14 protein-coding genes are annotated in these 23,985 nt (G+C 71.9%); 10 read left to right on the forward strand and 4 right to left on the reverse strand.

The window, feature by feature from the left end; all coding sequences use genetic code 11:
- The first annotated feature begins 55 nt into the window (after window positions 1-55).
- The 6 genes from ACIPSC_RS38150 to ACIPSC_RS38175 all read left to right on the forward strand — a co-directional run bounded on the left by ACIPSC_RS38150 (window position 56) and on the right by ACIPSC_RS38175 (window position 8,155).
- Window positions 56-1,450, forward strand: a complete 1,395-nt coding sequence (locus ACIPSC_RS38150) for a DUF1996 domain-containing protein (RefSeq protein ID WP_400834679.1) — start codon at window positions 56-58, stop codon at window positions 1,448-1,450.
- 271 nt (window positions 1,451-1,721) lie between these two features.
- The gene (locus ACIPSC_RS38155) at window positions 1,722-2,498 is read left to right on the forward strand and encodes a hypothetical protein (protein ID WP_400834682.1); all 777 of its coding nucleotides are present in this window, start codon (window positions 1,722-1,724) and stop codon (window positions 2,496-2,498) included.
- A complete protein-coding gene (locus tag ACIPSC_RS38160) occupies window positions 2,495-3,937 on the forward strand; it encodes an NADH-ubiquinone oxidoreductase-F iron-sulfur binding region domain-containing protein (protein WP_400834685.1) in 1,443 nt (480 codons plus the stop codon). The genes ACIPSC_RS38155 and ACIPSC_RS38160 overlap by 4 nt, the downstream gene beginning before the upstream one ends.
- A gap of 182 nt (window positions 3,938-4,119) precedes the next feature.
- Entirely contained in the window at window positions 4,120-5,196 is a 1,077-nt protein-coding gene (locus ACIPSC_RS38165; protein WP_400834688.1) for an SCO0930 family lipoprotein, read from the forward strand.
- Window positions 5,196-5,834, forward strand: a complete 639-nt coding sequence (locus tag ACIPSC_RS38170) for a hypothetical protein (RefSeq protein ID WP_400834691.1) — start codon at window positions 5,196-5,198, stop codon at window positions 5,832-5,834. Before ACIPSC_RS38165 ends, ACIPSC_RS38170 begins: the two co-directional genes overlap by 1 nt.
- 1,484 nt (window positions 5,835-7,318) lie before the next feature.
- A complete protein-coding gene (locus ACIPSC_RS38175; RefSeq protein ID WP_400834724.1) occupies window positions 7,319-8,155 on the forward strand; it encodes an RNA polymerase sigma factor in 837 nt (278 codons plus the stop codon).
- A gap of 133 nt (window positions 8,156-8,288) precedes the next feature.
- Here ACIPSC_RS38175 and ACIPSC_RS38180 read toward each other — a convergent pair whose 3' ends face one another.
- From ACIPSC_RS38180 to ACIPSC_RS38195, 4 genes are all read right to left on the reverse strand, one after another.
- A complete protein-coding gene (locus tag ACIPSC_RS38180; protein WP_400834694.1) occupies window positions 8,289-9,260 on the reverse strand; it encodes an NAD-dependent epimerase/dehydratase family protein in 972 nt (323 codons plus the stop codon).
- Window positions 9,261-9,450: 190 nt separating this feature from the next.
- Window positions 9,451-10,029, reverse strand: coding sequence for a DUF2867 domain-containing protein (locus ACIPSC_RS38185; protein WP_400834697.1), 579 nt, complete (start codon window positions 10,027-10,029; stop codon window positions 9,451-9,453).
- Entirely contained in the window at window positions 10,026-11,444 is a 1,419-nt protein-coding gene (locus tag ACIPSC_RS38190; protein WP_400834700.1) for a cytochrome P450, read from the reverse strand. The genes ACIPSC_RS38185 and ACIPSC_RS38190 overlap by 4 nt, the downstream gene beginning before the upstream one ends.
- Window positions 11,445-11,743: 299 nt before the next feature.
- Window positions 11,744-11,881 (reverse strand): hypothetical protein, encoded by a 138-nt coding sequence (locus tag ACIPSC_RS38195; RefSeq protein WP_400834703.1) that lies wholly within the window; start codon window positions 11,879-11,881, stop codon window positions 11,744-11,746.
- Between the two features lie 681 nt (window positions 11,882-12,562).
- Here ACIPSC_RS38195 and ACIPSC_RS38200 point away from each other — a divergent pair.
- The 4 genes from ACIPSC_RS38200 to ACIPSC_RS38215 all read left to right on the forward strand — a co-directional run.
- Complete coding sequence (locus ACIPSC_RS38200; RefSeq protein WP_400834706.1) at window positions 12,563-14,788, forward strand: MMPL family transporter; 2,226 nt, start codon at window positions 12,563-12,565, stop codon at window positions 14,786-14,788.
- A gap of 75 nt (window positions 14,789-14,863) precedes the next feature.
- Window positions 14,864-21,223 (forward strand): SDR family NAD(P)-dependent oxidoreductase, encoded by a 6,360-nt coding sequence (locus ACIPSC_RS38205; protein WP_400834709.1) that lies wholly within the window; start codon window positions 14,864-14,866, stop codon window positions 21,221-21,223.
- A 104-nt stretch (window positions 21,224-21,327) separates the two neighbouring features.
- Window positions 21,328-22,542 carry an aminotransferase class I/II-fold pyridoxal phosphate-dependent enzyme gene (locus tag ACIPSC_RS38210; RefSeq protein WP_400834712.1) on the forward strand — a complete coding sequence of 405 codons (1,215 nt, stop codon included), beginning with the start codon at window positions 21,328-21,330 and terminating at the stop codon, window positions 22,540-22,542.
- Between the two features lie 178 nt (window positions 22,543-22,720).
- A partial coding sequence (locus ACIPSC_RS38215) for a type I polyketide synthase (RefSeq protein WP_400834715.1) occupies window positions 22,721-23,985 on the forward strand: 1,265 nt, incomplete at its 3' end.

Consider the following 23,985-nt stretch of genomic DNA (forward strand, 5'->3'; position numbering starts at 1 on the left):
GCCGTCCGTGGCCTGCCCGCCGGGCCCCCGATCCCGTCCGAGGAGTGCGAAGAACATGAAGTCCCGTAAACGTGACACGTCGAAGAGAAGGGCCGGTGCCCTGCTGCTGGCCGTGGTCCTGGGCACCGGTGCGGTGGGAACCGTCGTCTCGGTCGCCTTCGCCGGCCAGCGCCCGTCGAGTTCGAAGTCGGCGTCCCCACAGGTCGGCACCGTCGCCTGTGCCGACGCCGGGGTGGCCCTGAACGAGGTGCCGGAAGCCTCCCAGGAGGCGGTGGACAAGAACCTCGCCGACCTCGACGTCCAGGTGGCGGACGCGTTCAACCGCCTGGCCGCGCCCGCTCCGGGCGACAACGAGAAGCGCGTCATGGACGATCTCGCCAACAAGCGCGCCGACACCCTGAAGAAGCTGTCGGACAGCGCCGGCCCGGACTCCGGTCTGCCGAAGGACCTCTCGGGCATAGCGAAGTGCTCGGTCCGGAACGACCTGGTGGTCCAGGACGCGGCCAAGGGGTTCAGCGCCGACGGGATGGGCGGCGGCGTCGCCGAGACCAAGGCCGCCGCGCAGGTGAAGTCCCTCTCCAAGAACAAGAACGGGTTCGTCGACATCAAGAACGTCCAACCCGTGACCGCGCCCGCCAAGAAGGGGTCGGCCACCGGCTCCTTCACCTCCCGGTGCGGGCGCAACGAGAACCGCCACCTCAACCCCGACAACGTGATCGTCGCCCCCGGTGTGAGCAACGGCGCGCACCACATGCACGACTACGTCGGGAACGTGGCCACGGACGCGTTCTCCTCCAACGCCAAGCTCGCCGCTTCGGGCACCACCTGCTCCAACGGCGACGGTTCGGCGTACTACTGGCCCGTCCTGCGCGTCTTCGACGGCACCAACGAGAAGGACGCGAAGGCGCCCGGTGGCGGCAAGGACAAGAACGTGGGACGGATCCTGCAGCCGGCCGAGGCGGACATCACGTACACCTCCACCGTCGGGAACCAGGTCCAGCCGATGAAGCAGTTCCTGCGCATCCTCACCGGTGACGCCAAGGCCTTCACCAACGGCCCGGCGAACGCCCACGCGTCGTGGAGCTGCACGGGCTTCGAGAACCGCCAGGTCGTCGACAAGTACCCGATCTGCCCGAAGGGGAGCCGGGTCGTCCGGACGCTGAAGTTCCCGGACTGCTGGGACGGCAAGAACATCGACAGCGCCAACCACCGGACGCACACCGCCTTCTCCAACGGTTCGGGCGCGTGCCCGAAGAACTTCAAGGTGATCCCCCAGCTGGTCGAGCGCGTCGCCTACGACGTGCCGGCCGGGGTCCGGTTCGCGGTCGACAGCTTCCCCGAGCAACTGCACAACCCGATCACCGACCACGGTGACTTCATCAACAACATGAGCAAGAACCTGCAGGACCAGATGGTCAGTTGCATCAACCAGGGGCGTCGCTGCGGGTGACCCGCCCCACCCGGGGCCGGCCCGCGCCGGCCGGCCCCGGGACCAGATACGACACAGCAGGTTCAGGACGAGGCCGGAGGGCTCAGCAATGGTGAGAGGGCAGAGGCGGCGGTCACGGCGGTTCGGCCCGGTGCCGCGGAACGTCGAGCGGCCCGGTCGGGCGCGCACGGCGGCCGAGGGCGAACAGCCCGCGGAGGGTGGTCGCAAGCGGCCGGGTCCGTGGTCGTTCCTGCCGCTGTTGACGGCGGGGCTGGGGGTGACGGCCATCGTCGTGAACCAGAGACTGCAGGCGTTCCTGACGTTCGCCGTCGGTGTGCTGGCACTCGTGTCGTTCACCTCCGCCGTCCTGTGGGGCCTGGCGGCGACCGACCGGCTGGTCCTGAGCCCGTCGCACCGGCTCGTCGCGCAGGCCGTCCACCGCGCGATGGGCGTCGCCGGCGTCGTCTTCCTGGTCCTGCACGTCTGGATGAAGCTGATCGTGGGACAGATCGGCGCGCTGGCGGCCTTCGTGCCGTTCGCCGACCCGGTCAAGCCGGTGGTCTTCGGCCTGGGGACCGTCGCGGGGTACCTGTTCCCCGCGGTGGCGCTGGCCGGGGCGGCCCGGGGCCGGATCGCCCGCTCGGGTGACGCGCGCCGGTGGAGGGTCATCCACCTGTTCTCGTACCCGGCGTGGGGAGCGGGCCTGGTCCACGGCCTGCAGTCGGGCCGGGTCGCGGCCCCCTGGGTGGTCGTGCTGTACGGCGTGGCCGTCGTGGGCGTGGCAGGCGCGCTCACCGTCCGGCTGCTCCTCCAGGACCGTTCCGGCCCGCGCCAGGCCCCCGTACGGCCGCTCCCACAGGACTCCGGAGGTGCCCCCGAGGCCACCACCCAGCGCCTGCCGGTGGTCGGGGGGCAGGCCACGGCCGCCGGGCCGGGCCTGGCCGTGGGCCGGGGCTTGGCCGCCGGGCCGGGCCTGGCCGGAGCCGGGCTCGGAGTGGGCGTAGGAGTGGGAGTCGGAGCCGGCGTCGGTGCCGGTGCCGGATCCGGACGTCGGCGGCGGGGCGCGTGAACGACTACCCCCCACCCGTCCTCTGGTTCGGACGGCCGGTCCTGTTCGCCGGCCTGGAGAGCCTGTACCGGGTCGACTACCGCTCGCACCTCCAGGTCCACGGCCAGCTGCCGGTGATGGGCGCGGAGGAGCTGGCCGAGCTGGCCGAGAACGTGGACCTGCGCGGCCGGGGAGGTGCCGGATTCCCCTTCGCCCGGAAGATCAGGGCGGTCGTCAAGTCGGCGGCCCGGCGCCGCATCACACCGGTCGTGGTCGTCAACGGAACGGAAGGAGAACCGAGTTGTCTGAAGGACACCACGCTGATCCTGCGCGCCCCGCACCTCGTGGTGGACGGTGCGCTGATCGCGGCCACCGCGATCGGCGCGGAACGGGTGGCGATCGGCGTCACCCGGGCCGACACCGAGGAGTCCCTGCGCCAGGCACTGGCCGAACGGAGGTCGGTGAAGCCGCCGGTGGAGGTGGTGCGACTGCCGGAGCGGTTCGTGACGGGGGAGGGGAGCTCCCTCGCCCGTGGCATCACCAACGGGATCGCCCTGCCCAGGGGAGGCGGCGTGCGCACCAGCGACAGCGGTGTCGGGGGAGCCCCCACGCTGCTGTCCAACGCCGAGACGTACGCCCAGCTCGCCGTGGCGGCCCGTTGGGGTGCACTGCCCTACCGGGAGATCGGCCTCCCCGACGAACCCGGCACGGTACTGCTCACCATCGCCGGCTCGACCGTGGTGGAGACCCCCACCGGGGTGCCGCTGGAGACCGTCCTGGCGGCGTGCGAGCTGGACATCGGGCAGGGCGTGCTGGTGGGCGGGTACCACGGGAAGTGGCTGACGCCCGACGCGGCCCGTTCGGCCGTGATCTCCCGCCAGTCCTTCCAGCGCCTCGGAGGGGCGCTGGGTGCCGGGGCGATCCTGCCGCTGCCGGAGACGACCTGCCCGCTGTGGGAGGTCGTCCGGATCTCCCGCTGGATGGCGGACGAGACGGCCGGCCAGTGCGGGCCCTGCTACATCGGGCTGCCCGACCTGACCTCGGCCCTGGAGGACCTGGTCCGCGGCGGTGGGCAGCGCGCATTCGACCGGGTGCAGGCAGGCATGCAGGCGGTCACCGGACGGGGGGCGTGCAGCCACCCCGACGCCGCCGCCCGGTTCGTGGCCTCGTCCCTGGCCGTGTTCGACGACGACCTGGTCGCGCACTCGTACCAGGGCGGCTGCGGACGGCCGTCGCAGGACGTCCTGCCGCTGCCGGAGGTGGAGAGTGCCGGCTCCATCGTCGTCGACTGGACGCTCTGCGAGGCCCACGGCCTGTGCACCGGTGTCCTGCCCGACGTCATCCGGCTGGGGCCGGACGGGTTCCCCGCCGCCGCCGTGATGCCGGTACCCGCGAGGCTGCTTTCCCAGGCGGCGCGCGCCGTCGACCGGTGCCCCGCGCTCGCGCTGCGGATGCAGTGAGGCCGGCGCGGCCCCGGCCGTGCTGCTCGTCGCAGCGGCGGGCCGATCGAGAGGTTCCGGAGGGCTATCGACCCTGACATCCACGTCCCGGGTCCGGGGACCGGCGCTCGGCGCCGGACCGGATCACCGGGGACGAAGAGATCCACGGAAGGCCAGATTCCACCGATGGAAAGGCAAGGAACATGTTGACGAAGCGATACGGATTGGCCGGGCTCTGCCTCCTGCTGGTCGGGCTCGTGGTGATGGCCCTGTGGGGCAGCATGAGCAGCAGCGCCAAGACGCCGTCCGGGTCCGGCCAGTTGGTCGGTGCGCAGGACGCCGCGCCGGCCGGGGGCGGATCCTACGGCTCGTACGGCTCCTACGGGGGTTCCGGCGGCTCGCCGTCCGCCGGTGCGTCGGCGGGCGCGTCGGCCAGTGCCTCGGCGGGTGCGTCGGCCGGTGCCTCGGCGGGTGAGGGCAAGGCCGGGGGAGCGCTGACCATGCGCAACGACGCCAAGCTCGGCATGGTGGTCACCGACAGTGAGGGCTTCACCCTCTACCGGTTCGACAAGGACATGGCCAAGCCCCCGATGTCCAACTGCAACGACGGCTGCGCCAAGACCTGGCCGCCGGTCGCCAAGGAGGGCTCGACCGCGGGGACCGGGATCGACGCCGCCATGCTCGGCGAGGTCACGCGGGCCGACGGTTCGAAGCAGCTGACGCTGGGCGGCTGGCCGGTCTACCGCTACGCGCAGGACTCCGCGGCCGGTGACACCAAGGGCCAGGGCGTCGGCGGTGTCTGGTTCGCCCTGGCGCCCGACGGCAAGAAGGCGGCCGCCGCGGCCGCCGGTACTTCGGCCTACCCGTCGGAGACGAGCAGCGCGGCGCCGAAGCCCCAGCCGGCCCAGCCGGCCACCGGCGGGGCCCAGGTCTCCGTGACCGCGAACGCGCAGCTGGGCCAGATCGTCGTGGACGCGCAGGGCATGACGCTGTACCAGTACGCCAAGGACCCGTCCTGGCCGATGCGTTCCATGTGCGAGGGCCAGTGCGCGATGACCTGGAAGCCGGCGCCCGCCGTCGACCCGAGCCAGGTCAAGGGCGTGGACCCGAAGCTGATCGGCAAGATGCAGCGCACCGACGGCAGCTGGCAGCTGTCCATCAACTGCAAGCCCGTCTACACCTTCGCGGGCGACAAGGCCCCCGGTGACGCGAACGGGAACGGCAAGGACAACCTGTGGTCGGCCGTCAACCCCGCCGGGAAGCCGGTGACCGGTAAGTGATGCCCTGGGACTCCACCGTGGCGCCCGTCCGGCCGCAGCTGAAGGCACGCCGCCGGCTCCAGTGGCTCGGGATGACCGTCCTGCTCGCCCTGGGTGTCATCGAACTGATGGGTGGGACCGGAGGGTTGTTCGCCCTTCCGGGAACACCGGCCGGCGCCGCCGGCGCCTCGGTGGAGGACCTGGCCCGGCGGATCGGCTGCACGGCCGACATCACCGCCGACACGACGGACCTCCGCCAGGGGCTCTGCAACCTCGGGGAGGACGAGGTGTGGATCGCCACCTTCCCGACCACCGGGGCCCAGACGGTCTGGACGTCGGGAGCCGAGGAGTACGGCGGGTCGTACCTGGTGGGTGACCGGTGGGTGGTCGTCCTGTCGGACACCACCGCGGACTTCCTGCACCAGAAGCTGGGCGGGGTGGTCACGAACGGCACCGACCACACCGGGCACGCCGACCAGGGCGACCAGGGCGACCAGGGAGACCGGGCCGGTCACGGTGACCACGCCGAAGAGGGCGGTCACGGCGACCACGGCACCGGTGAAGGCACTGGTGAAGGTGCCGGGGCCGGACAGGGTGCCGGTGCGGACCGCGGCTCCGGTGCCGATCAGGACGGCAGCGATCCGTCCGGGGCCGGCTGACCCGGGCGATCGACCGATCGGGCGGTGGCGATGCCACGGAGACTCCCCGGGCCCGGCCCGGGGAGTCGCCGCGGCATCGCCACCGCCGTCGTGGTTCCCGGGAGGCCCGGGGCGGGCCGGGCTGCCGGAGAGGAGGTGAACGGTGATGGGTTCCGCGAGGAGCAGGGCCGGGTCGAGTCGGGAGGGCGGGGCGTTGTCGGGCGGCGGCCGCGGGCCCGGGCGGCCACGGCCGAGGCCGACCGGAGCGCCCGCACCGCCGGGCGGACCGTCGGGCCCGGGGTGGCGGCGTGGGGGGCGTCGGTGGCGGGGCCGCGGCCGGGGCGGGGGAGTGCGCCGACGAGCGGGCATGGGGGCCCGGGTCTGCCCGCGTCGCCGGGGCGACGCCGGGGAGAGCGTGACGTACCGCTGACCGCCCGGGGCCCCGGGCGGTCAGGATGCCCTCGTCCGGACCGTGTCGGGCCCCGTGGCGCGCCCGTGGGGGCGCCTACGCCGGACGCTTCCGGGGCCTTCGCCCCGCCGTGGGGGCCCGGGAAGGCTCCCGGGCCCTGGGACAGGCCCTGGACGAGCCCTCGGCAGGCCCTGGACGGCGGACGGCCGGTTCCGCGCCCGCCGGCCCCGGAGAGACTGCCGGATCGTCCCGCCGGTCGTCCGCGCCGGCCGCGCCGTCCGTCGACCGGAGCGGCGCGTCACATGCGTCGCCCGCACAGTGGCGGCAACCCGCCGCCGGCGGTGCGGTCTGCATGGCCATGACGCCCCGGGAGCTCCAGTTGCGTTGGTGCGGAGGGGAGTTACCGCTCGGTTCTCAATGCCGGTGTCCCCCTTCGCCGACTACTCCACCGTGCGCACAGCGCGCATGCCTGCGCACGGTGTGTCGACGGCCGATGGCCGAACACGGCTTCCTGGAACGGCTTCTGGCGATGCGACACCTCCTGGTGACGTGTACCCGCTCGCCCGTCACGGTGCCATCGGTTGCGTCACGCTACGGATTCGGAACATGCCAAACCCGAATTGGCATTTCTGTTACGCACCGGATTTCCCCCGCGCGCCGGGGCTGGTGGGACCGGTGGGGTCTGCGCAGACACCGGCCGCCGGGCGGCCGGGCACCCGCGAACACCGCCCGGCGGGCGTCGCTCGCTATTCGGTTTGGGAATGGGCGGGCAGGTGGCGGGCAAGGAGACGATTGCCGGAACGCCGTCCGGCTGGTGTGCTGTGGACCACCCTCCACCGCCTCCCCGACGGCGCGGCAGCCGTCCGTCACCGGTGTCGCCGCCCGGGCAGGCCGAGGGCATCGACATCGTCACGTCCCCCGCGACCGGGCGCCCCCGCGCCAGCCCGCCCAAGAGCCGCCAGGTGCAGCGCCGCGCCTGACCCGCTCGCCGACAACCGAGCCCCCGATCTCCCCGGCCCCGTGCGGCCGCCGCACCCCCCGGTGCGCGCGACCTTCCCACCACGGGGCGACCAGACCTGAGGAGAACACTTTGACCGTGCGTTCCGACGACTACGGACTGGGTCTGAGCACCTTGAGCGACGTCGAGCTCTCCGCGGTCCTTCCCGCCGCGACCGCCAGCGACACCTCCCGTGTCGGAGCCGTGATGGCCGAGGTCTTCACCCGCCACCACGGCGCGGTGCTGGCCTACGCCCGCGGCTACTGCCGCGACCCGCAGACCGCCCAGGACCTCGCCGCCGAGGCCTACGCCCGCACCTACGTCTCGGTCTCCCGCGGCCACGGACCGCGCCACGCCTGGCGTCCGTACCTGATGGCCTGCGTCCGCCGCACGGCGATGGAGTGGAGCAGGCACTTCACCCGGCGGGTGCTGCTCCCCGAGGACTTCGAGACCTGGGTCGAACACCTCGCCGGCGACGCGGAGACCGAGGCCGCACTGCTCGCGACCGAGGAGACCGCCCTGGTGGCCAAGGCCTACCGCTCCCTGCCCGAGCGGTGGCAGGTGCTCCTCTGGCTCACCGTGGTGGAGGGCGAGCCGGCGGCCGCCGTCGCGCAGCGGATGGGGATGACGCCGAGCGGCGTGCGCTCCCTCGCCGCGCGGGCCCGGGAAGGGCTGCGCGAGGCCTACCTGCGCGAGGACGTGGACGAGGGCGCCGAGCCGGAGTGCCGCTACTTCACCGCCCGGCTGGCCGAGGCCATCCGGCGCCCCGGCAGGCGGCGCGGCCCCGAGCTGGCCCGGCACCTGGAGAACTGCGAGGGCTGCGCCCGGGTGGCCGGGGAGGTCGAGCGTGCCAACCACCGTGCCGTGGTGGCGGCTTCGACGGCCCCGGGCCCCGAGGCCGCGCGCCGTCGCCGTCTCCCCGCCCGCCGTCGGTGAGGAGGCGTCCCCGGCACGTGCGCGGCTCCGTGCGGCTGGACGTCGCCGTCCACCGCACGCGGCGTCCTCCCGGCCCGCCGTTCCGCGGCGTTCCGGGAGGGCGGCCTCCGGGCGGCGGGGGACGGCGGATCCGTCAGCGGCGCAGCTCGGCGCGCAGCCTCCGCATGCCCTCCTCGAAGTCGATCCGCGGGCGGTACCCGAATTCGGAGCGGAGCCGTTCGGTGGAGAACCCCTGCTCGGTGGTCAGGATGTCCACCGCGAGCCTGGTCAACGGCGGGCTCGACTTCAGGCGAAGCCCGCGGTAGGCGGCCTCGATCGCCCATGCCGCCGTGTACGCGGCACGCCGGGGGACCGGGACGAACCGGGGCTGCGGGAGGCCCGCGATCTCGGCCAGGCGCTCGAAGTAGGTCTGCCAGCTGACCGGCGAGTCGTCGGTGATGTTGAACGCCCGGCCGACGCTGCGCTTGTCCGAAGCGAGGAGCAGGATCGCGTCCACGGCGTTCGACACCTCGGTGAGTCCCGCCGAACGGTTCGCCGGGATCATCGGGGTGCCCTCGCGCAGCAGCTTCAGGGCGTCGTCGACGAAGGTCTTCGACCGGGGCCCGTACAGGCTGGCCGGGCGGACCACAACGGTGGGCAGGTCGTGCCGGTCGAGGAACTGCCACAGCAGTTCCTCGGCCTCGATCTTGGTGTCGCCGTAGAGGAAGCCGCGCCGGCGCAGCGGTGCGGTCTCGTCGACGACGCGGTCCGGGTGGCCGTACACGTCCGTCGAGCTGACGTGGACGAAGAGCCCCACCCCGGCGGCGGCGGACGCCTCCAGCAGGTTCTGCACGCCGGTGACGTTGGCCGCGCGGAACTCGTCCCAGGTGCCCCAGTCCTTGACCATTGCGGCACAGTGGAAGACCCGGTCGAAGCCCGCGACGCGTCGCGCGAGCGAGCCGCGGTCCAGCAGGTCGGCCTCCACGACGCCGACCCCGAGCCGGTCGAGGTGGCTGCGGTCGCTGGACCTGCGGACCAGGGCGGTCACGTCCTCGCCGGCGGCGAGGAGGCCCTCGACGAGGTGGCTGCCCAGGAACCCGCTGGCCCCGGTCACCAGGTTGCGCATGTCTTGTCCTTCGTTCGGAAGCACGGGTGGACCCGGCGGCCGCCCGGGACCGCGGAGTGCACCTGCTCATGGGTGTGCGCCGCGCCGCCGACGCGTCGGCGGCGCGGCGGTGGGGATCGCCCGACCGGCCCGGCAACGGTGCCCCGGCCGCGGAGTCGTCACGTCCGGCGGTCGTCACGTCCGGGGGTCGTCAGGCGTACTTCGACCAGTTGCTGCCGATCCCGCGGATCAGGGCGGGGACCACCAGGGTGCGGCGGAAGGGCGTGATCCCGGCCATGTAGGCCTTGCCGAACAGCCCGTTGGGCTTGACCAGCGCGGCCATCTCGCCGCGGTACCGGCCGGACCCGTCCGGGACCCAGCCGATGTGCATCAGCACGTGGCAGGTCTTGTTGGCCATCTCGGCCACGTACTCGGTGTCCGTCTGGTAGACGGACCGGAGCGGCACCAGCTCGAAGTCCGGTCCGTCGGGCAGCTCCAGGAGGTCGGCCGGCAGCCGGTCGCGCAGGGACGTCACCCGCTTGCCGACGCCGTCCTCGGCCTTGTCCAGCTTGAGAAGCGCGCCGATCTTCCAGCGGATCGCGAACAGGACGCGAAGCACGGCCGCGGACATCTCGGAGTCGTCGTTCGAGGTGAACTGCTTCACCAGGCGCGGCAGATCGTCCGGTCCGCCCGGCGTCGGCAGCGCCCAGACGTCCTCCAGGGTGAAGTCCCCGGTGAACTCGTGGATCCGCCAGGGCCGGGCGGTGTACAGCTCGTTCGGCACCCTCATACAGTGACAGCCTTCCTCTTGCGTGCTCGGAGCGCCATGCGGGCACCGTGCTCGGGCTTGATGAGGATTCCGCGGTGGTGTACCCGCTCGGGCGTCTTGTCGGGGCGGTCCAGATCGAAGTGGGAGAGCACCACGCGCAGCACGCTCTTCATTTCGTCTATCGCGATCTTGTCGCCGGGGCAACGGGTGATGTTGCCTCCGAACGGAGCCCAGGCGGAGGTGTCCAGCTTGACGTTGAGGTACCGCTCGGGGCGGAACGCCTTGGGCTCGTCGAAGTTGTTCGGATCGGTGCTCAGCAGGTGGGAACTCGCCCACACGATGTCGCCGGGTTCGTAGTACACGCCGCCGATCTGGATCGGCTTCATCACCTCACGGGGCATCAGCAGAGGCAGCGGCGGACGGAGGCGGAGCACCTCGTAGCAGACTGCCTCAAGGTAGTCGTCAGTATCACCCGCGTCGATCTCGTCCCGCAAGCGAGCCAGCTCGACGGGGAACCGGCTCAGGTACTCCAGCGCCCAGGCGACGGACGACACGGTGGTCTCGGTACCGGCGAGGAACAACGTCATGATCTCGTCGCGGAGTTCGACGTCGGTCAGCTTGCGGCCGTCGACCTCGATCTTGAGCATCATCGACAGCAGGTCGTCGTCGAGCAGGCCGATCTCGCGGCGCTCGTTGAAGGCCTCGAAGAGCAGCTCGTCCGCGCGGGCGCGGTGCTTCAGGAAGGAGGCCAGGCCGGTGCTGGGGATCGACTTGATCAGCCAGTTCGAGAAGCCCGACATCTGCTCCAGCGGGAAGGCCGCCGTCATGTGCTCGTTCAGCTCGACGACGCCCATGATCTCTTCGATCAGCTGGTCCCAGCACGAGGGCGTGACCTTGCCGAAGACGACCTCGCGGATCACCTCGACGGTGAACCGGTGGATGATCGGGCGAAGCGGCATCACCTTGTTCTGGGGCCAGTTGGGGATGTCGCGCTCGGCCATCTCCTCGATCGCGGCCTTGATCCGCAGGTACGCGGTGCCCTTGAAGCTGGGCAGCAGTTCCTTGCGCCGGACCTTGTGCTCGTCCCCGTCGAGGAAGGCGAGGCCGGTCCGGCCGAAGAACTTGCGGGACACGTCGTTCCCGGCACCCGTGTGCAGGACGTCGGGGGACGCCTGGAACATCTCCTTGACGTCGCCCGGGTCGGAGATCACGTACATGTCGGGACCGGGGCGGAGCTGGAGCTTGAACCGGTGACCGAGCTTGTCCCGGACCTTCTCCAGCCAGTCCGTCTGGTACTTCGTGAAGAGGTACGTCTGCACGGCTCCCGGTGCCTTCGGCGCCGGCAGATCGGCGGCCCGGATGGTGACCGGGGGGCGCCGGGCGGAGTGGTCGACCGGGCAACGGGCGGCGGCGGGAGTCGTTTCGGTAGTGCTCATGTCCGTCCCTGGAGTTATCGGATCACTGCTGATCGGACGTCGGATGGGAGGCACGCAGGGATGGTTCTACGTTCAACCATGCTCGTGCCGTCGAAGCGGAGATGGCCTGACACCATGAAGAGCCCGCACTCCCGGCCGTGGATACAACTCACCGGGGGGCAGTTCGCCCCGCCCACGGAAAGACGCTTCCTCGCGGTCGACTTCTGCATCTATAGTCGTCGCTCGTGGCGCGGCGGCAGGGGTTGGCAACTTCCTGCAGATGCGTAACCCGACGGATTCCGCAGAGAAATGAGGAACCGTCAGAGGAACTGCTGCGTCATGTTCAGCGTGACTCCTTCGGCGTACCGGGGGTAGTGCGGCTGCAGCCCCCCGGGGGAGAAGGCCGGGCGCCCTTGAGCACCGAAGCGCTGGAAGAGGGCCTTGGCGCTCTCGGTCACCCTCTCGGGGCAGGATCCGACGGCATCCGAGAGCCTGCGGAGCACCGCATCGTCCGAGGCCGGCTCCGTGTGGTCGTCGCTCGCATTCACTGATCTCTCCGCTGACTCGTCAGAGGTACGCGCAGGTGGGTGAGCCTTCGACACCGCGTTCGTCGGGGTGGCGCGGTCCGGCGTCCGCGCCGGCTCGGGACGGGGGCCGTACGGCGGCGTGGGGGGCTCCGCGGTGAGCGATCCGTACCCTTCGGGCGGCGGGCCAAACCGGTCGGGGCTCTCGCCCCGGCACGGTTCGAAGTCCTGACGGTCGAACGGATCCGGCGGCCGCATCGGCGGGACGGCGGCCCGTTCGCACTGCTGCCCCGGGCAGCGGAGCTCCACGCGGCCCGCCGGCCGAGCCGGTCGGCAACGCCCGACCTGCGGACGGGAGTTGCGGCCTTGCAACGGCCGCACGCGCTCCGCCTGCTCGCTCGGCGGCATCGTATACCGACCCCTCGGCACCCGGTCGAGGCTCCTGCGTTTCTCGATCGATGTGTATCCAGCCGTCCACCCGGCGGCTCATTGCTGGTGAGTCGTGAGGTCGAGGCGGCCCGAACGCCGCCTCGCAGCCGCCAACGGAGGGTCAAGGTTCCGAATGTCGCACGTTTCGCGTGAGTCCTCCTCGCGCCGCGAACCGAGGGGTGTCAGTTGCTGAACCGCATTGCCGACCTCGCGATCAGCAGGCCCAAGCGGGTGCTCCTGATCACGCTGATCGCGGCGCTCGCCTTCGCAGCTCTCGGTGTCGGTCTTACGTCGCGTGTCACACTCGGGGGGTACGAGAGCCCGGGGACCGAGTCCGGTCGCGCCGCCCAGGCGCTTGAGGACCGGTTCGACCAGGGACCGCCGAACCTCGTCATCCTGGTGCAGGACGAACGCGGGGTGGACGCTCCGGACGTGGCCGCGGCCGGCGCCGAACTCACCAAGAAGGTCGCCGCCGAGCAGGGCGTGAGCGACGTCGTCTCCTACTGGACGACGCAGTCGTCCGCGATGCGCGGCAAGGACCACAAGCAGGCCCTGGTCCTGGGGCGCATCGTCGGTGACTTCGACGCGGTGCAGGAGCGTTCGAAGGAACTGAAGAAGACCTACTCCGGAACGGTCGACGGCCTCGACGTCAAACTCGGCGGCAGCGGCCTCATGTGGGTGGAGAACCTCGAAACGGCGGCCGACGACTCGCTGAAGGCCGAGGCGTTCTTCATCCCCGTCGTCCTCGTCCTGCTGGTCCTGATCTTCGGCAGCCTCCGGGCCGCGCTGCTGCCCCTGGCGATCGCGATCACCACCACGTTCGTGGTGATGGGCCTGCTGTTCGCCATCACCTTCCTGCTGGAGATCGCGGACATGGTGACGATGGTCACCACGTTCCTGGGCCTGGGCCTGGCGATCGACTACAGCCTGCTCTTCATCACCCGCTACCGCGAAGAACTCGCCGCCGGCGCACCCGTACCGGACGCCATCCGCACGACGATGCGCACCGTCGGACGCACCGTGGTCTTCTCCGCGACCACCCTGGCCGTGGCGCTCGGCTCCATGCTGGTGCTGCCGTTCACCGTCTTCCGCTCGCTGGCCGTCGGCTCCGTCCTCACCGGCCTCACCGCCGCCGCCACCACCCTGCTGATCGTGCCCGCCCTGCTGGTCTGGATGGGACCGGAGCGCATCGCCGGGCGCCGGGCCCGCAAGAACGCCGCCGCCCGCCCCGACAGCGAGGGCTTCTGGCACCGGCTCGCCATGTTCGTGATGCGCCGCCCGGTGCCCCTGCTGCTGGCGGTCCTGGCCTTCATGATGTTCCTCGCCGCGCCGGCGATGGACATGAAGGCGCGGCTGCCCGACGAGCAGATCCTGCCGCCCACCGCCCAGTCGGCACAGGTCGCCACCGCCGTCCGCGACAAGTTCGACAACCGCGAGCAGGACACCCTCACGGTGGTGGCCACGGACATCGGACACCCCACCTCCCGCACCGCGGACATCGACCGGTACGCCAAGCAGCTCTCCCAGAACAGCGCGGTCGCCAGGGTCGACGCCCTCACCGGCGGCTACAGCAAGGGCCAGAAGGTCCTGGAGCCCGACCCCGCCTCCGCGCGGTTCGCCACCGAGGCCGACACCTACCTGTCCCTCGTGCTCAACGTCGACCCCTACGGCGACGACGGCGCCCAGCTCGTCCGCACCGTACGGGACACCGCAGCGCCCTTCGCCGTCCTCGTCGGCGGCGCTCCGGCCGACTCCGTCGACACCTTCGACGTCCTGGGCGACCGGCTGCCGATCGCCATCGCCATCCTCGCCCTCGGCAGCTTCGTCCTGCTGTTCCTGCTGACCGGCAGCGTCCTGCTGCCCCTGAAGGCGATCCTGCTGAGTGCCCTGAGCCTGTCCGCAACCTTCGGCGCACTGGTGTACATCCTCCAGGACGGGCACCTGAAGTGGCTCGTCGGCGACTTCGTCGTCACCGGGGCACTCACCTGGCTCGTGCCCATCGTCGTCGTCGCGATCGCCTTCGCGCTGTCGCTGGACTACGCGGTCTTCATCCTGTCCCGCATCACGGAGGAGTACCGCAAGACCGGCCGCAACGACGAAGCGGTCGCCTTCGGCCTCGAACGCACCGGCCGCGTCGTCACGTACGCAGCCCTGCTGCTCGCCATGGCATTCGCCGGCCTCACCTTCTCCAGCGTCAGCTACGTCAAGGGACTCGGCATCGGCCTTCCGCTGGCCGTCCTGCTCGACGCGACGCTGGTCCGCGGCGTGCTCGTCCCCGCCTTCATGCGGCTGCTGGGCAACGCGAACTGGTGGGCACCCGGACCGCTGAAGCGGTTCCACGACCGGTTCGGCATCAGCGAATCGGACCCCGACGAGGAGAAGACGCCGGCCACGGCCGGCGCACACAGCTGAGGCGTTCCGCCCGCCCCGCCCCGGGGTGACGTTCATTTCGCCCCCCGGGGCGCTGACTTGGAGGTGCCCAGAACCATGCCCATTGATGAGAACGAACTCGTCGAGGCGCTCCGGAAATCGCTCAAGGAGAACGACCGGCTGCGCCAGGACAAGAACCGCATCCTGGACCAGCTGAGCGAGCCGCTGGCGATCGTGGGAATGAGCTGCCGCTACCCCGGCGGAGTGACCTCCCCCGAGGAGCTGTGGGAGCTCGTGGCCTCCGGTCGCGACGCCGTCTCCGGGCTGCCGACCGACCGCGGCTGGGACCTGGACGGGCTCTACGACCCGGACCCGGACGAGCCCGGGAAGTTCTACAACCGGGGCGGCGGCTTCCTCGACGCGGTGGGCGACTTCGACGCCGACTTCTTCGGCGTCAGCCCCCGCGAGGCGATGGCGATGGACCCGCAGCAGCGACTGCTGCTCCCGGTGGCCTGGGAGGCGCTGGAGAACGCGGGCATCGACCCGACCTCGCTCACCGGTGGCGACATCGGGGTCTTCTGCGGTGTGACCGGCTCCGACTACGGCAACGGGCCCGCCCCGGAGCTGGAGGGCTACCGCCTCACCGGCAAGTCGTCGAGTGTGGCGTCCGGCCGGATCTCCTACGCCCTCGGCCTCGAAGGCCCGGCGGTGTCGGTGGACACGGCGTGCTCGTCGTCGGCGGTGGCGCTGCACATGGCGGCGCAGTCCCTGCGCTCGGGCGAGTGCTCGATGGCCCTGGTCGGCGGCGCCACCGTGCTGTCCGGAACCTTCCTGTTCGTGGAGTTCAGCCGCCAGCGCGGGCTCGCGGTGGACGGGCGCTGCAAGTCCTACGCGTCCGCCGCCGACGGCACCGGCTTCTCCGAGGGCGTCGGCCTCGTCGTCCTGGAGCGGCTGTCGGACGCCCGCCGCAAGGGCCACAACGTGCTCGCCGTGATCCGCGGTACCGCCGTGAACCAGGACGGTGCGAGCAACGGCCTGACCGCCCCGAACGGCCCCTCGCAGGAGCGCGTCATCCGGGCGGCCCTGGCCAACGCGGGCCTGACCGCGGCGGACGTGGACGCGGTCGAGGGCCACGGCACCGGCACCACCCTGGGCGACCCGATCGAGGCGCGGGCGCTGCTGGCGACCTACGGCCAGGACCGGTCGGGCGACCCGCTGTGGCTGGGCTCGATCAAGTCGAACATCGGACACACCTCCGCCGCCGCCGGCGTGGCCGGTGTGATCAAGATGGTGATGGCGATGCGGCACGGGGTTCTGCCGCGCACGCTGCATGTGGACGAGCCGTCGCCGCACGTGGACTGGGCCTCGGGCGCGGTCGAGCTGCTGACCGAGGCGCGTGACTGGCCCGCGTCGGCGGAGCGTCCGCGGCGTGCCGCCGTCTCCTCGTTCGGGATCAGCGGGACGAACGCGCACGTGATCCTGGAGGAGGCCCCGTCCGCGGAGCCGGCCGAGGCGCCGGAGTCGGCCGAGGTGCCCCAGGTGCCGGTCGTCGTGTCGGCCAAGTCCGAGGCGGCGCTGCGTGAGCAGGCGGACCGGCTGCGGGCGCATCTCCTGGCGGAGCCGGATGTCTCCCTGACGGACGTCGGCTTCTCGTCGGTGGTGTCGCGGGCGCAGCTGGATTCCCGCGGCGTGGTGGTGGCGGCCGATCGTGATGAACTCCTTGCCGGTCTGGCCGCGTTGGCTTCTGGTGAGTCGGTGGCTCGGGTGGTCGAGGGCCGTGTGGTTCCGGGTCGCACCGCGGTGCTGTTCACCGGCCAGGGTTCGCAGCGGGCTCGGATGGGTGTGGAGTTGGCGGGGGCGTTCCCTGGGTTCGACGCTGCTCTGGAGCTGGTGTGTGCGGAGCTGGATCCGCTGCTGGGGCGTTCGTTGTGGGCGCTGTTGAGTGCGGAGGAGGGTTCGGCGGAGGCGGCTCTGCTGGATGCGACGGAGTTCACGCAGGCGGCGCTGTTCGCCGTTGAGGTGGCGCTGTTCCGGCTGGTGGAGTCTCTCGGGGTCCGGACGGACTACGTGATGGGGCACTCGGTCGGTGAGATCGTGGCCGCGCACGTGGCGGGTGTGTTGTCGCTGGCGGATGCGTGTGCGCTGGTGGTGGCGCGCGGTCGGTTGATGGGCGCGCTGCCGGCAGGCGGCGCGATGGTCGCGGTCCAGGCCGACGAGGACGAGGTGGCTGCCTCACTCGCCGGGTTCGAGGGCCGGCTGGAGATCGCGGCCGTCAACGGCCCGCGGGCGGTGGTGGTGTCCGGTGACGCTGATGCCGTGGAGGAGTGGCTGCCGGCCTGGGAGGGTCGCAAGACCTCCCGCCTGCGCGTCAGCCATGCCTTCCACTCGCCCCGCATGGAGCCGATGCTGGCGGAGTTCGAGCAGGTTGCCCGCGGTCTGTCCTACGCCGCCCCGCGGATCGCGGTGGTGTCGAACGTGACGGGTGGTCTGGTCTCGGAGGAGCTGGCCGATCCCGCCTACTGGGTGCGGCATGTGCGTCGGGCGGTGCGGTTCGCCGACGGTGTGCGGACGCTCCACGAGGCGGGCGTGCGCCGGTTCCTGGAACTCGGCCCGGACGGTGTGCTGACGGCGATGGCCCGCCAGACCCTGGACGAGCTGGGTGTGCAGGACACGGTGCTGGTGCCCGCGCTGCGGGCCAAGCGCCCCGAGGCGCGGACCTTCGTCGGGTTCCTGGGACAGGCCCACGTGGCGGGCGTGGAGGTGGACTGGTCCACGTACTACGGCAACACGGGTGCGGCCCGGGTCAAGCTCCCGACGTATGCGTTCCAGAACGAGCGGTACTGGCAGGCCCCCGGCGCCGAGGCGGGTGACGCCGTCGCGTTCGGACTGAACCCGCTGGAGCACCCGATCCTGCTCGGCGCGGTCCAGGTCGGCACCCGGGACGAGTGGGTGTTCACCGGTCGCCTGTCCACCGACCTCCAGCCGTGGACCCGCGACCACGTCGTGCTCGGGGTGACCATCGTCCCCGGCACCGGACTGGTCGACCTGGCGCTGACCGTCGGCGGGCAGGTCGGCAGCCCCGTGCTCGCGGAACTCACCCTCCAGGCGCCGCTGGTCCTCGACGAGGGGGCGGCACGCCGGATCCAGGTCACGGTGGGAGCGGCCGACGCCGACGGGCGCCGCGAGATCGCCGTCCTGTCCGCGGCGGAGTCCGCCGACGAGGACGCGTCCGTGCTGGTCTGCCACGCGCGCGGCTTCCTCGCCGCGGCGTCGGAGGCGGAGCCGGCGCCCGCTCCGACCTGGCCGCCCACCGGGGCCGAGCCGGTCGCCGTGGACGGGCTGTACCCGATGCTGACCGAGTACGGGCTCCACTACGGGCCGCTCTTCCAGAACGTGCGCGCCGTGTGGCGGACCGGCGACGACGTGTACGCCGAGGTGGCGCTGCCCGACGACGTCCCGGCCACCGGATTCGCCGTCCACCCCGCGCTGTTCGACGCCACCCTGCACACCGGGATGCTCGACACCCGGCCCGGGGACCCGGTGGTGCTGCCGTTCGCCTGGTCGGGCATCCGGCTCGGCCGCGCCGGTGCGACCGCTGTCCGCGTCCGGGTCAGCCCGGCCGGCGAGTCCGCCGTGCGGATCGTCATGGTCGACGACGCCGGTGAGCTCGTGGTGAGCGTCGACGAGCTCGCCGTGCGCACGGTGGAGCCGGGCCAGCTCGGGCGGGCGCGCAAGAGCTCCGAGCAGTCGCTGTACCAGGTCGACTGGGCCACGGTCGCGACCCCCGAACCCCGCGACGTCCGCCTCGCGGTCCTCGGCGACCTCCAGGCCCCGGGAGACCGGTTCGTCAACCTGTACGCCCTGGAGGACGAGGTCGCCGTGGGCATGCCCGCGCCCGACCTGGTCCTGGTCTCGGTCGAGACCCCGGCGGGCGACCCGGCCACCGCCGCCCGCAAGGCCACGGAGGACGCCCTGACGCTGGTGCAGCAGTGGCTCGTCAGCGAGTGGCTCGTGGACACGCGGCTGGTCTTCGTGACCCGCGGCGCCGTCGCGGTCGGGTCCGAGCGGCCGGACATCGCCCAGGCCGCCGTCTGGGGCCTGGTGCACAGTGCCCAGTCCGAGCGCCCCGGCCGGTTCGTGCTCGTCGACCTCGACGGCAGCGCCGCACCCGAGTGGGGAGCCCTGGCCGCCGTCCTCGACGAGGAACCGCAGCTGGCGGTGCGCGAGAACCGGTTCGTGGTGCCGCGCCTGGCCAAGGCCGCGGTGCTGCCGGACGGCGCGTGGCGGCTGACGGCCGCCACCAAGGGGTCGCTCGACGGCCTGGCCGTCCTTCCGTCCGACGGGGACCGGCCGCTCGGCGCAGGCGACGTCCGGATCGGGGTCCGGGCCGCCGGCCTGAACTTCCGCGACGTGCTCATCGCGCTCGGGATGTACCCGGGCGAGGCCGACATGGGCACCGAGGCGGCCGGTGTGGTCCTGGAGGTCGGTGCGGACGTCACCGACCTGGCCCCGGGGGACCGGGTGTTCGGGCTCGTCGCCGACTCCTTCGGCCCCGTTGCCGTGTCCGACCGGCGGATGCTCGCCCCGATGCCGGCGCAGTGGTCGTTCGCCGAGGCGGCATCGGTTCCCATCGTCTACCTCACCGCCTACCGCGGCCTGTTCGACCTGGCCGGCCTGCAGGCCGGCGAGCGGGTGCTGGTGCACGCCGCGGCCGGCGGCGTGGGCTCGGCGGCGGTCCAGCTGGCCCGCCACGTGGGCGCCGAGGTGTTCACGACCGCGAGCCGGCCGAAGTGGAACGCCCTGCTGGACCGGGGCATCCCGGCCGACCGGATCGCGTCCTCGCGTGACCTGGAGTTCCGGGACACCTTCCGGGAGGCCACCGGCGGCGAGGGCGTCGACGTGGTGCTGAACTCGCTCGCCGGGGAGTACGTCGACGCGTCCCTGGGCCTGCTGCCGCGCGGCGGCCGGTTCCTGGAGATCGGCAAGACCGACATCCGCGACACGGACACGGTGGAGCGGGAGCACCCGGGCGTCCGCTACCGCGCCTTCGACCTGATGGAGGCGGGGGCGGACCGCATCCAGGAGATGCTGCGCGAGCTGCTCACGCTCTTCGCGCAGGGCGCGATCGACCTCGGACCGTGCCGGTCCTGGGACGTGCGCAGTGCCCAGGAGGCGTTCCGGTACCTCCGCGAGGGCCGCAACATCGGCAAGGTGGTGCTGACCGTCCCGACGGCACCGGACCTGGACGGCACCGTCGTCATCACCGGTGGCACCGGCGGTCTGGGTGCGCTGCTGGCCCGGCACCTCGTCGAACGGCACGGCGCCCGGAACCTGGTGCTGGTCAGCCGGCGCGGTCCCGACGCCGAAGGTGCCGCCGAACTGGTGTCCGAGCTGGAGGCCGCGGGTGCCGACGTCCGGATCGAGGCGTGCGACGTCGCCGACCGCGACCAGGTGGCCCGGGTGCTCGACTCCGTGGAGGGACCGCTGGGCGCGGTCGTCCACGCGGCCGGCCTGCTGGACGACGGCGTGGTCGAGTCGATGACCCCGGCCCAGGTGAACCGGGTCATGGCCCCCAAGGCCGACGGCGCGTGGCACCTGCACGAGCTCACCAAGGACCGCGGAGCGGCGGCGTTCGTCCTCTTCTCGTCCGTGGCCGCCCTCATCGGGAGCCCCGGCCAGGCGAACTACGCGGCCGCCAACGCCGCACTCGACGCACTCGCCGCCCGGCGGCGCGCCGACGGACTCCCCGCCACGTCCCTCGCCTGGGGCCTGTGGGCGAACGACGCGGGCATGGCCGCGCAGCTGGAGGCCTCGGACATCGCCCGGCTGGAGCGGATGGGCGTCCGCTCGCTCCCCGCGGCCCTCGGGCTGGAGCTGTTCGACCAGGCCCTCGGCCTGGACACCGCCCTGCTGGCCCCCGTACGGCTCGACCACGCCGCCCTGCGCCGCCAGGCGTCCGGCGGCATGCTGCCGGGGCTGCTGCGCGGGCTGGTGCGGGCACCGGCCGGCGGCCCGGACAGCGGCCGGTCGCTGGACCAGCGGCTCGCCGGCGTCGCGGAGGCCGACCGCGAGAAGGTCGTCCTCGACCTCGTACGCGCCCAGGTCGCCGCGGTGCTCGGCCACGACGCGGCGGACACGGTCGACCCGGAGCGTGAGCTCCAGTCGCTCGGATTCGACTCGCTCAGCGCCGTCGAACTCGGCAACCGGCTCACCCGCCTCACGTCGCTGCAACTGCCGGCCACCCTCGTGTTCGACCACCCGACGTCGCTGGCGATCGCGCAGTTCCTGCTCACCCTGGTGAAGCCGGCGAGCGAGACCGCCGCCGAGCCGACCGAGGAGGACGCGGTCCGCGCCCTGCTGGCCTCGATCCCCGTCAGCGACCTGCAGGCGTCGGGCCTCCTCGACCGGCTGCGCGAACTGGCGGACGGCCGCTCCGGCGCCGGGGCACCGGCTCACGAGGCTGCCGCACAGGGCTGACCCGACGGGACGGCCCGCGGACGAGCACCCCTACCGCGCCCGGCCCGACGACGCGCCGGCCCAGGTATCCACACGCTGACGAAGGAAAACGAGGTCTGCTCACGATGACGACTCTTCCCGGCTGGAACTTCGACAAGTTCGCCGAGGGCATCCGGGCCGCCGGTATCACCGGCCCGCCGGTGTCCAGCCTCATCCCCGGCGCCGTCCACGGCACCGACACCCTGGTGTCCAACTTCGCGTCGGTGAACATGCTGAACCTGCAGCGCCGCGAAGACGTGATGAACCGCCTGCTCGACGCCACCAGGAAGTACGGCCTGGCCAGCGGCGGATCCCGTACCGTTCAGGGTGTCTCTCCCGCTCACATCGAGATGGAGACCACGATTGCCGCGTACCTGAAGAAGGAAGCGGCGATCAGCTTCGGGACCGGCACGCTGGCCAACATCGGCTTCATCAACGCGATGTCCGGTACCCATTCGTTCATGCCCGGTGTCGCCATGGTCAACCGCGACGTGGTCTTCGTGTTCGACCGCGATGCGCACTGGTCGCTGTGGAAGTCCGTCGAGGGCCTGAAGTTCGGCGAACGGATCTTCTCGTTCAAGCACAACTCCGTGGAGAGCCTCGAAGAGGTGCTCAAGGGACTGGCCGGCAAGCGGGTCGTCGTCGTGCTGGAGTCGGTGTTCTCCATCGACGGCACGGTGGCCCCGATGCACGAACTCGTCGACGTGTGCGAGCGCTACGGCGCGGTGTCGTACGTCGACGACGCCAACGGCTTCCTGCTCTACGGCCCTCCGCACCGCAAGTTCGCCGAAGAGTACGAGGGCATGCAGCGCGCCGACTTCATCATGGTGTCCATGAAGAAGGCCGTCGGGCTCGAAGGCGGCCTCATCGCCGGTCCCAAGGACGCCATCCTGGGATTCGAGCTGCTGTCCGGCACCGGATCGTTCACCGCGGGCATGTCCGCACCGGCCGCGGCCGGCACGGACTACATCACCAAGCTGCTCGCGTACGACGAGCCGGAGATCGTCGACGGCTACCTGGCGAAGGTCGCCGACTTCCGCAAGATGCTCCTCGACGCCGAACTCCCCGTCACCGACACCGAGACCTGCTTCTCCTCGCTCGTGATCGGCGACGAACGCAAGTGCGTGGAGCTCTTCCACGCCTACCTCGAAGAGGGCATCCGGGTGCCGCCGTACCTGTACCCGGCGGCCCGCCGCGGCCAGGCGGTGCTCCGCATCATCATCAACGCCGCGCACACCGACGAGCAGCTGAGCAACTTCATCGACGTCTCGACGAAGCTCCGGGACAAGGGCCTGCTCTGACCCCCAGCCGTACCACCGACGGCCCGGAATCGGTCCGGGCCGTCGGTGGGCGGTGCCGGTCGACAGGCGGCATGGCCCTCCGAATCCGGATTCGGGCGGTCAGGAGGAAGAAGAACGTGTCATTCGTGCTGCCCGGAACGCGGTTCCCCGCCCCGTGCCCTGACGTGAAGGAGTAGGAATGTCCACCGACAAGAATGACATCGTCGGCGCTCTCCGGAAGTCGATCAAGGAGACCGAGCGCCTGCGGCGACAGAACAAGCAGCTCATGGACCAGGCCAGCGAGCCGTTGGCGATCGTGGGAATGAGCTGCCGCTACCCCGGCGGAGTGACCTCCCCCGAGGAGCTGTGGGAGCTGGTGGCATCGGGCCGGGACGCGGTGTCCCCGTTCCCGGAGGGCCGCGGCTGGGAACTCGGACGGCTCTACGACCCGGACCCGGACAACCCCGGTACCGCGTACACCCGTGAGGGCGGCTTCATCGAAGGCGCGGACGAGTTCGACGCCGAGTTCTTCGGCCTGAGCCCCCGTGAGGCCGTGGTCATGGACCCGCAGCAGCGGCTGCTGCTGGAGGGCGCGTGGGAGGCCTTCGAGGACGCCGGCATCGACCCGACGACGCTGCGCGGCAGCGACACCGGTGTCTTCTGCGGCCTCATGTACTCGGACTACCAGTACGTCGCCGGCACCAGCGACCGGGCCTCCGAGGTCGAGGGCTACCTGACGATCGCCTCCGCGGCCAGCGTCGCCTCCGGCCGGATCTCCTACACGTTCGGCTTCGAGGGCCCGGCCGTCACGGTCGACACCGCCTGCTCGTCCTCGCTCGTCTCGATCGCCCTGGCAGCAAAGGCGCTGCGCTCCGGCGAGTGCTCGATGGCCCTCGCGGGCGGCGTCACGGTCCTGTCCCGGCCGAGCATCTTCGTGGAGTTCAGCCGCCAGCGGGCCATCTCGGCGGACGGGCGCTGCAAGGCGTACGCGGCCGCCGCCGACGGCACGGGCTGGGCCGAGGGCTCGGGCCTGCTCCTGCTGGAGCGGCTGTCGGACGCGCGTCGCAAGGGTCACAAGGTGCTGGCGGTGATCCGCGGGAGTGCGGTGAACCAGGACGGCGCGAGCAACGGCCTGACGGCGCCGAACGGACCCTCGCAGGAGCGGGTGATCCGGCTTGCGCTCGCCAACGCGGGCCTTCGGCCGTCCGACGTCGATGCGGTCGAGGGGCACGGCACCGGCACGACCCTGGGTGATCCGATCGAGGCCGAGGCGCTGCTGGCGACCTACGGCCGGGACCGGTCGGGCGATCCGCTGTGGCTGGGCTCGCTGAAGTCGAACGTTGGGCACACGCAGGCTGCGGCGGGTGTCGGCGGTGTGATCAAGATGGTGATGGCGATGCGGCACGGGGTTCTGCCGCGGACGCTGCACGTGGACGAGCCGTCGCCGCACGTGGACTGGGCCTC

This window comes from Kitasatospora sp. NPDC090091, assembly GCF_044747365.1.
Taxonomy (GTDB): Bacteria; Actinomycetota; Actinomycetes; order Streptomycetales; family Streptomycetaceae; genus Kitasatospora.

Coding starts and splice junctions, on each gene's coding strand:
- ACIPSC_RS38150 (WP_400834679.1), top strand. CDS start 56: ATGAAGTCCCGTAAACGTGACACGTCGAAGAGAAGGGCCGGTGCCCTG.
- ACIPSC_RS38165 (WP_400834688.1), top strand. CDS start 4,120: ATGTTGACGAAGCGATACGGATTGGCCGGGCTCTGCCTCCTGCTGGTC.
- ACIPSC_RS38170 (WP_400834691.1), top strand. CDS start 5,196: ATGCCCTGGGACTCCACCGTGGCGCCCGTCCGGCCGCAGCTGAAGGCA.
- ACIPSC_RS38180 (WP_400834694.1), bottom strand. CDS start 9,260: ATGCGCAACCTGGTGACCGGGGCCAGCGGGTTCCTGGGCAGCCACCTC.
- ACIPSC_RS38185 (WP_400834697.1), bottom strand. CDS start 10,029: ATGAGGGTGCCGAACGAGCTGTACACCGCCCGGCCCTGGCGGATCCAC.
- ACIPSC_RS38190 (WP_400834700.1), bottom strand. CDS start 11,444: ATGAGCACTACCGAAACGACTCCCGCCGCCGCCCGTTGCCCGGTCGAC.
- ACIPSC_RS38205 (WP_400834709.1), top strand. CDS start 14,864: ATGCCCATTGATGAGAACGAACTCGTCGAGGCGCTCCGGAAATCGCTC.
- ACIPSC_RS38210 (WP_400834712.1), top strand. CDS start 21,328: ATGACGACTCTTCCCGGCTGGAACTTCGACAAGTTCGCCGAGGGCATC.